Annotated in this window: 6 protein-coding genes; 5 read left to right on the forward strand and 1 reads right to left on the reverse strand. The window is 34.3% G+C overall.

What is annotated here, in order from left to right; genetic code table 11:
* Nucleotides 1–3 precede the first annotated feature (3 nt).
* The 4 genes from ACR1PN_RS03790 (at nt 4) to ACR1PN_RS03805 (ending at nt 4,104) form a co-directional block, all read left to right on the forward strand.
* On the forward strand, nt 4–1,173 hold the full coding sequence (locus ACR1PN_RS03790; protein WP_433978942.1) for a toxic anion resistance protein: 1,170 nt from the start codon (nt 4–6) through the stop codon (nt 1,171–1,173).
* Between the two features lie 15 nt (nt 1,174–1,188).
* Nucleotides 1,189–2,136 carry a hypothetical protein gene (locus ACR1PN_RS03795; protein WP_433978943.1) on the forward strand — a complete coding sequence of 316 codons (948 nt, stop codon included), beginning with the start codon at nt 1,189–1,191 and terminating at the stop codon, nt 2,134–2,136.
* A gap of 208 nt (nt 2,137–2,344) precedes the next feature.
* The gene (locus ACR1PN_RS03800; RefSeq protein WP_378175560.1) at nt 2,345–2,956 is read left to right on the forward strand and encodes a TerD family protein; all 612 of its coding nucleotides are present in this window, start codon (nt 2,345–2,347) and stop codon (nt 2,954–2,956) included.
* Between the two features lie 107 nt (nt 2,957–3,063).
* A complete protein-coding gene (locus tag ACR1PN_RS03805; protein ID WP_433978944.1) occupies nt 3,064–4,104 on the forward strand; it encodes a TerC/Alx family metal homeostasis membrane protein in 1,041 nt (346 codons plus the stop codon).
* 159 nt (nt 4,105–4,263) lie between these two features.
* Here ACR1PN_RS03805 and ACR1PN_RS03810 read toward each other — a convergent pair whose 3' ends face one another.
* Nucleotides 4,264–5,265 (reverse strand): catalase, encoded by a 1,002-nt coding sequence (locus tag ACR1PN_RS03810; RefSeq protein WP_433978945.1) that lies wholly within the window; start codon nt 5,263–5,265, stop codon nt 4,264–4,266.
* Nucleotides 5,266–5,496: 231 nt separating this feature from the next.
* On the opposite strand from ACR1PN_RS03810, the gene ACR1PN_RS03815 reads away from it, so the two are divergent.
* On the forward strand, nt 5,497–5,931 hold the full coding sequence (locus tag ACR1PN_RS03815) for an FKBP-type peptidyl-prolyl cis-trans isomerase (protein ID WP_378175550.1): 435 nt from the start codon (nt 5,497–5,499) through the stop codon (nt 5,929–5,931).
* The last annotated feature ends 191 nt before the right edge of the window (nt 5,932–6,122 follow it).

Genomic DNA, 6,122 nt, shown 5'->3' on the forward strand with positions numbered 1-6,122 from the left:
AGTATGGATAATCAGCAGAATAACCCGAATGATCCACTGGGATCAATTGAGCCATTAAAAAGTTTCGATCCGACACCTTCAATGAGCCAATCATTGCAGTCGGATCCTGCAGCGCCTGCCGTTCTCATGGATCGTGACGGAAACGTAAATTTAAGTCAGATTCAGGATGCAGACCGCGCGAAATACGAACTGGTTGCGAATTCCATTGACGAAACCAATCCGGGATCGATTGTAAATTTCGGTTCCGAATTACAGAAAACGCTTGCCAATCAGAGTGACAGTTTCTTATCTAACGTGAGACGTTCAAATTCAGGTGAAGTAGGAGAGTTAATCAACAACTTACTGATTGAATTAAATTACGTTGACGTAGATGAAATCAACAACGGTGGTGTAAAAGGTTTTTTAAGCAAAATTCCTTTTATGAAAAAAATGCTGACTCAGGTTGATAATCTTTTCGCTAAATACGATAAAATTACGAGCAATATCGACCAGATTTCACATAAGGTAAATGCCGGAATTATTACTTCAACGAAAGATAATGCCGTTTTGCAGACAATTTTCGATAGCAATGTGAATTCCATTAAAGCAATTGAAGATCTGGTAATTGCCGGAAATTTAAGAATGGAAAAAGCCGCTCAGGAATTAGCTCATATGGAAGCTAATGTTCAGAATTTTGCCGATTATCAAATCGCTGATAAAAGAGATTTTATCAACAGATTAGACAGAAGATTGGCAGATTTAAAAGTTGTTCGTTTGATTATGATGCAGTCTCTTCCGCAAATCAGATTGGTGCAGAATAACAACGTTTCGATTGCTGAAAAAGCGCAGACGATTCTTACAACGACTTTGCCGGTTTGGAAAAACCAGCTCTCTTTAGCAGTTGCCATGCACAGACAACAGCAGAATATCGAAATTCAGCAGAGAGTTTCTCAAACTACGGAAGATATTTTGAAGAAAAATGCAGAACGTTTAGGTCAAAATTCAAGAAATGTGGCGAGAGCAAACGAACAGACTATTGTTTCGGCTGAAACGTTGAAAGAAACGACTGCTATGTTGATTAATACATTGAATGAAGTAAAACAGATTCAGAAACAAGGTACAGAAAGCAGAAGAAAACTGGATCAGGATCTTCAGAGTCTGGAACACGAATTAAAAGCAAACATCAGAGGTTAATAAGAAGGTAAAAAGGTGAATGAGGAGGTTGCCATCATAATGTCTCAAAGCAAAAGAAGATTAACAAGGCTTAAACTTCTGGCTAATTTCTTTGAAAATGTTGATATCATTGCGATTTATATCAAAACAGATATCATCCATAATTTATTTAATGAAAATCAGACATTAGATTACAATAAACTTGAACTTTTTCATCTTCAATACACCGACAGTCTCATTGAATTGTTGACCAAAATCAAAAAGAAAAAGGAAAACGATTTGTTGGCGGTCATCAACGAAATTAATATTAACAACCGATATATTTCGTCTTTTGAAGAAAAAAAGAACGACAGTTTTGAAACCGACAGAAAAATATACAGCGGAATTTTTTCTGAACATCTGAGAAATCTGTATAAAGATCTTACAGAAGACAGAGCGATGTTGAACTGGAATGATGTGTTGTATTTTCATAAGAAATATGCAGCAGAATTCTATAGAACAGATTTTGATGAAGACAAGCTGAAGCCTAATTCTGTTCCTTTTTATCAATATCAGGATTACTGTATTGAAAGAAAGCTGTTGGGGAAACTTAATATTCAGAATTTTAAAGTTCGTTTTGTCTGCGGTTATCGTGTTGAAAGAGATGAGTATGAATTGTTTAAAATTTTTCAGTCAGACGAGCATTTTGTTTTCAATGTAGAAGAAAAGAAAATGTATCTGATTGATGATGAAGATTTAGAATCATTAAATACCAATGAAAACGAATCGAATCAGATATCAATTATCAATCAGCTGAAAAGGAAGAACGAAGATCTTACGGAAACCATGGATATTAAAAAGAAAACACTTTCTGAAGATGTCGAATCGGTTTTAAAAGATTATCTCAGAAACCTCGAAAGTATTGATATTATGAGCAAAATATTTGATGTGAACGAAGAGACAAACATTCTTCGGGCAATGCTTAATTTGAATATAAATAATTAGAAAAGTGAATGGTCAATTGTGAAATGTAAATTTTACAATCATTCTTTTAAATTAGAGTAAAAAATATTTAAGTATGCAATTTCCCTTTGCTGAGTGAAACGCCTTTGCGAACGAAAAATATGCAGAACAAATTTTAAAAAAAATCTTTGCGTTCTTTGCGTTTAAAATAGACACAAAGATTCAAAAATAACAAAAACAAAATATAATAATGGCTATTAACTTACAAAAAGGACAAAGAATAAACCTTACAAAAGAAAACGGAACAACACTTTCCCAAGCTTGCGTAGGAATTAACTGGGGAGCAATCGAAAAGAAAAGCTTTTTCGGCGGAACTTCAAAAGAAGCAGTAGATTTAGACGGAAGCTGTATTTTATATGATTCAAATAAAAATGCAACGGAAGTAATCTATTTTGGAAACCTAAAATCCAGAAATGGTGCTGTAAAACACAGCGGTGATGATTTGACAGGTGACGTAAACGGCGACGACGGATTGGATAATGAGGTAATTACAGTAGATTTTGCTAATTTAGATCCTGCAGTTGAGCACGTTGCAATGGTTTTGCACAGCTACAGAGGTCAGGATTTCGGAACGATTCCTTTTGCATCGATCAGAATTTATGAAGGAACTCCGACAAACGTAAGAGAGGTTTTCGCTAAATATGATATTGCTAACGATAAATCTTTCAGCGGTCATGTTTCAATGGTGATGGGGGTTTTCTACAAAAGAAACGGAGAATGGAAATTCAACGCCATCGGTGATCCTACTTCAGATAAAAAATTAGAACAGACGGTACAGACGGTTCAGCAAAAATATTTGTAAGAACTTGAAAAATATGTCTTAAATATTAGTATTTTAGACAACAATAAATAAGCAATAGCTGTATATTTACAACTATTGCTTTTATCATGTAATAAACAAAAACTAAAGTGGAACAACATCAAAGTATTTTAGAACTGCACCCTGGTTTGGTGTGGGGATTTGCGGTAACAGTTGTCATCATGTTACTTCTCGATTTAGGCGTTTTCAACAAGAAAAGTCATGAGGTTTCTTCCAAAGAAGCTACAATCTGGTCAATTGTATGGATCTCGCTGTCAATGGTTTTTTCCGGGGTTGTGTATTGGGTTTTCAATCAGGCTGAAGGCCATGCTTTGGCGGTAGAAAAATTTACGCAATATCAAGCGGCCTATTGGATTGAGAAAGCACTATCAGTTGATAATCTTTTCGTATTTATCCTGGTTTTCGGATTCTTTAAAGTACCGAAATTCTTACATCATAAAGTGTTATTCTGGGGAATTATCGGAGCTTTGATTTTCAGGGCGATCTTTATTTTTGCCGGAGTTGAATTGATTAATTTAACCTATTTGCCTGAAATGAATATTTTCGGACATCCTGTGAGAATTAATGTGGTAATGACTCTTTTCGGGTTGTTTCTTGTGTATGCCGGAATTAAATCATGGGGAGACGGAGATGACGATGACGACGAAGATTACAGCAATACAGCCGGAGCAAAACTGATCAAAAGCTTCTGGAAAGTTTCAGATAATTACGACGGCGATAAGTTCTTCACAGTACAGAACGGAATTAAAATGGCAACACCGTTATTGGTTGTTGTTGGAGTAATCGAGTTTACAGATGTTCTTTTTGCCGTAGATTCAATTCCTGCGATTTTTGCTATCTCGAATGACCCGTTCATTCTTTATACATCCAATATTTTTGCGATTTTAGGATTAAGATCTTTGTATTTCCTTTTGGCGAACTTCATTCACATGTTCAGCAAACTTCCTTACGGATTGGCAATTATTTTGGCTTTCATCGGAGTAAAAATGCTTATCGCTCCTTGGATTCACATTCCATCGCCAATTTCATTAGGGATTGTAGGTGGTGTATTGGTACTTTCGGTATTGGTATCCATTATGTTTCCTGACAAGAAAGATGACGAGGAAAAAGAAAAATTAGAAGAAAATTAATATAGGAAAGGCTTTACAAATCGTAAAGCCTTTTTTATTTCTAAATTTTTGACTTAGTTTTAAGAATTTAAAACGCACAGTTGACTTGCGAAGCAAAATTCACTATTGAAAAATTGTAACAACCATCAACCAACAACGATCAACCAACAACGATCAACCTCATTTATACTTCAAAAGCTTATTAATCTTCTTTCTCGTCTGTAGCGAAACTTTATACGCTTCATCTCTCAACTTCTGAATCTTTCCGACCGGCTGAAAAATTTCTGCACTTTCAAAAGGATTGAAAGACAAAAGTTCGTTTTCACAACCTTTTGGATTGAGTAAAGAATTCTTTTCAATTTTAATTTCTCCTATTTTAATGAATGGTGAATTTTTCCATTCCACATTAAGCTTGTTGATGGGCTGGTCTTTTAAATCATAACATAACTGAATGAATACATCTGCGAGATAATCGTTAGCAATACAATAATTTTCTATGGACTGTTTTACTTTAGATCTTTTCCCGAAATTTTTATGAACATTTCGCGGACTGATTTTAATTTTAATCATTTTATCGTCAAAACGATATGCTCCAACAGAATGATAGTCAAAAGAAAGTATGAAATTATTTTTGTTTAAAACAAATTTCCATACATTTTTCATGAACGAAGGATTCATAGTTGAAGGAATGATTTTGTAAATCTGCTTTAAAATCAAGAACCAATTGCTCCATTTTTTCAGAAAAAAACGATTTAACGAGATAAAAAGTTTAAGAAACACAGATACAGAATTTATAGGAAACAGAGGAAAATTCACCAAAGGATAATTGGAAATCGTTCTTCCCGATTCATCTTTTATTTTAATCGAAAAACCGTACGCCGGAATATCTTTCTTGCTTTTATTTATTTTTAAATGAGCATTAGACAGTCTTGCAATAATTTCGTACTTTTCACTGTCAAAAACATACTTTAAATCTTCTGGAATGTCTTTATTGATGATGAACTCACCTTTCAAAACAGCATAAGTTTTCGCATGTGCATTTCTTGTAGCATAATTGACATCGCTGATCGTAGATGAGTATTCTACAAAATCCGCAATGCTCTTTTTAGCTTCCCCAAGGAGTTGTTTTTCTTCATAACTGATTTTTTCAAAGTTCTTATTATATTTTAGTGGATTCGGCATATATTTTAAAATTCAATGATAACGCCAAGTTTTTAATTCTACGTTAAGAGAATATTAAACAATCTTTAATGTTCTTTGTGCTGTAAACCGAAGCGATTAAGTGTGATGAAAGTTTGATATAAGACGATGAGTGTTTTGTAGTGTCTTTCAATATTCTATACTTTACAATCGGACTTCTGGTTTCCAGCTTACCGCTTCAAACTATTAATCCTTATCTTTGTAAAAAAAATCATGGGAGTAGCAGATCTGTTATTTAAGAAAAAGAAAGAATTGGCTGAAAAAAATCTGAAAGATGGTCAGGAATATATGGCTGAATACGGAAAAAGAGAAACTGTGGTACAGCTGCCAAGCGGGCTGCAGTATGAAATCATCACTGAAGGAGACGGTCCAAAGCCAGGTCCGAAATCAACCGTAAAATGTCATTATCACGGAACAACAATTACCGGAAAAGTATTTGACAGCTCTGTAAAAAGAGGAACTCCGGCTTCATTTCCATTGAACAGAGTGATCAAAGGTTGGACGGAAGCTTTGCAGTTGATGCCTGTTGGAAGCAAATGGAAATTAATCATTCCTCCACATTTGGCTTATGGAGATCAACAGATTAGCAAAGAAATCGGACCAAATTCTACATTGGTTTTCCAGGTGGAATTGTTGGAGATCAAATAATTCATACCTTAAAAATAAATTAAAAATTCATCTGTTTTCAGGTGAATTTTTTTATTTGTACTATTGTCTAGACCTGAAATAACGATACACAAAAAAGAATCGTTATGAAAGAACCATTAGAATCGCTTTATGTAAAGCGTACACAGAAAGATTACAGTTTAAGTTTGAAACTTCAGATTGTAAAAGAAATT

This window comes from Chryseobacterium sp. RLHN22, from assembly GCF_051011795.1.
In the GTDB taxonomy this organism is placed as follows: Bacteria; Bacteroidota; Bacteroidia; order Flavobacteriales; family Weeksellaceae; genus Chryseobacterium; species Chryseobacterium zhengzhouense.

Coding starts and splice junctions, on each gene's coding strand:
- ACR1PN_RS03790 (WP_433978942.1), top strand. CDS start 4: ATGGATAATCAGCAGAATAACCCGAATGATCCACTGGGATCAATTGAG.
- ACR1PN_RS03800 (WP_378175560.1), top strand. CDS start 2,345: ATGGCTATTAACTTACAAAAAGGACAAAGAATAAACCTTACAAAAGAA.
- ACR1PN_RS03810 (WP_433978945.1), bottom strand. CDS start 5,265: ATGCCGAATCCACTAAAATATAATAAGAACTTTGAAAAAATCAGTTAT.
- ACR1PN_RS03815 (WP_378175550.1), top strand. CDS start 5,497: ATGGGAGTAGCAGATCTGTTATTTAAGAAAAAGAAAGAATTGGCTGAA.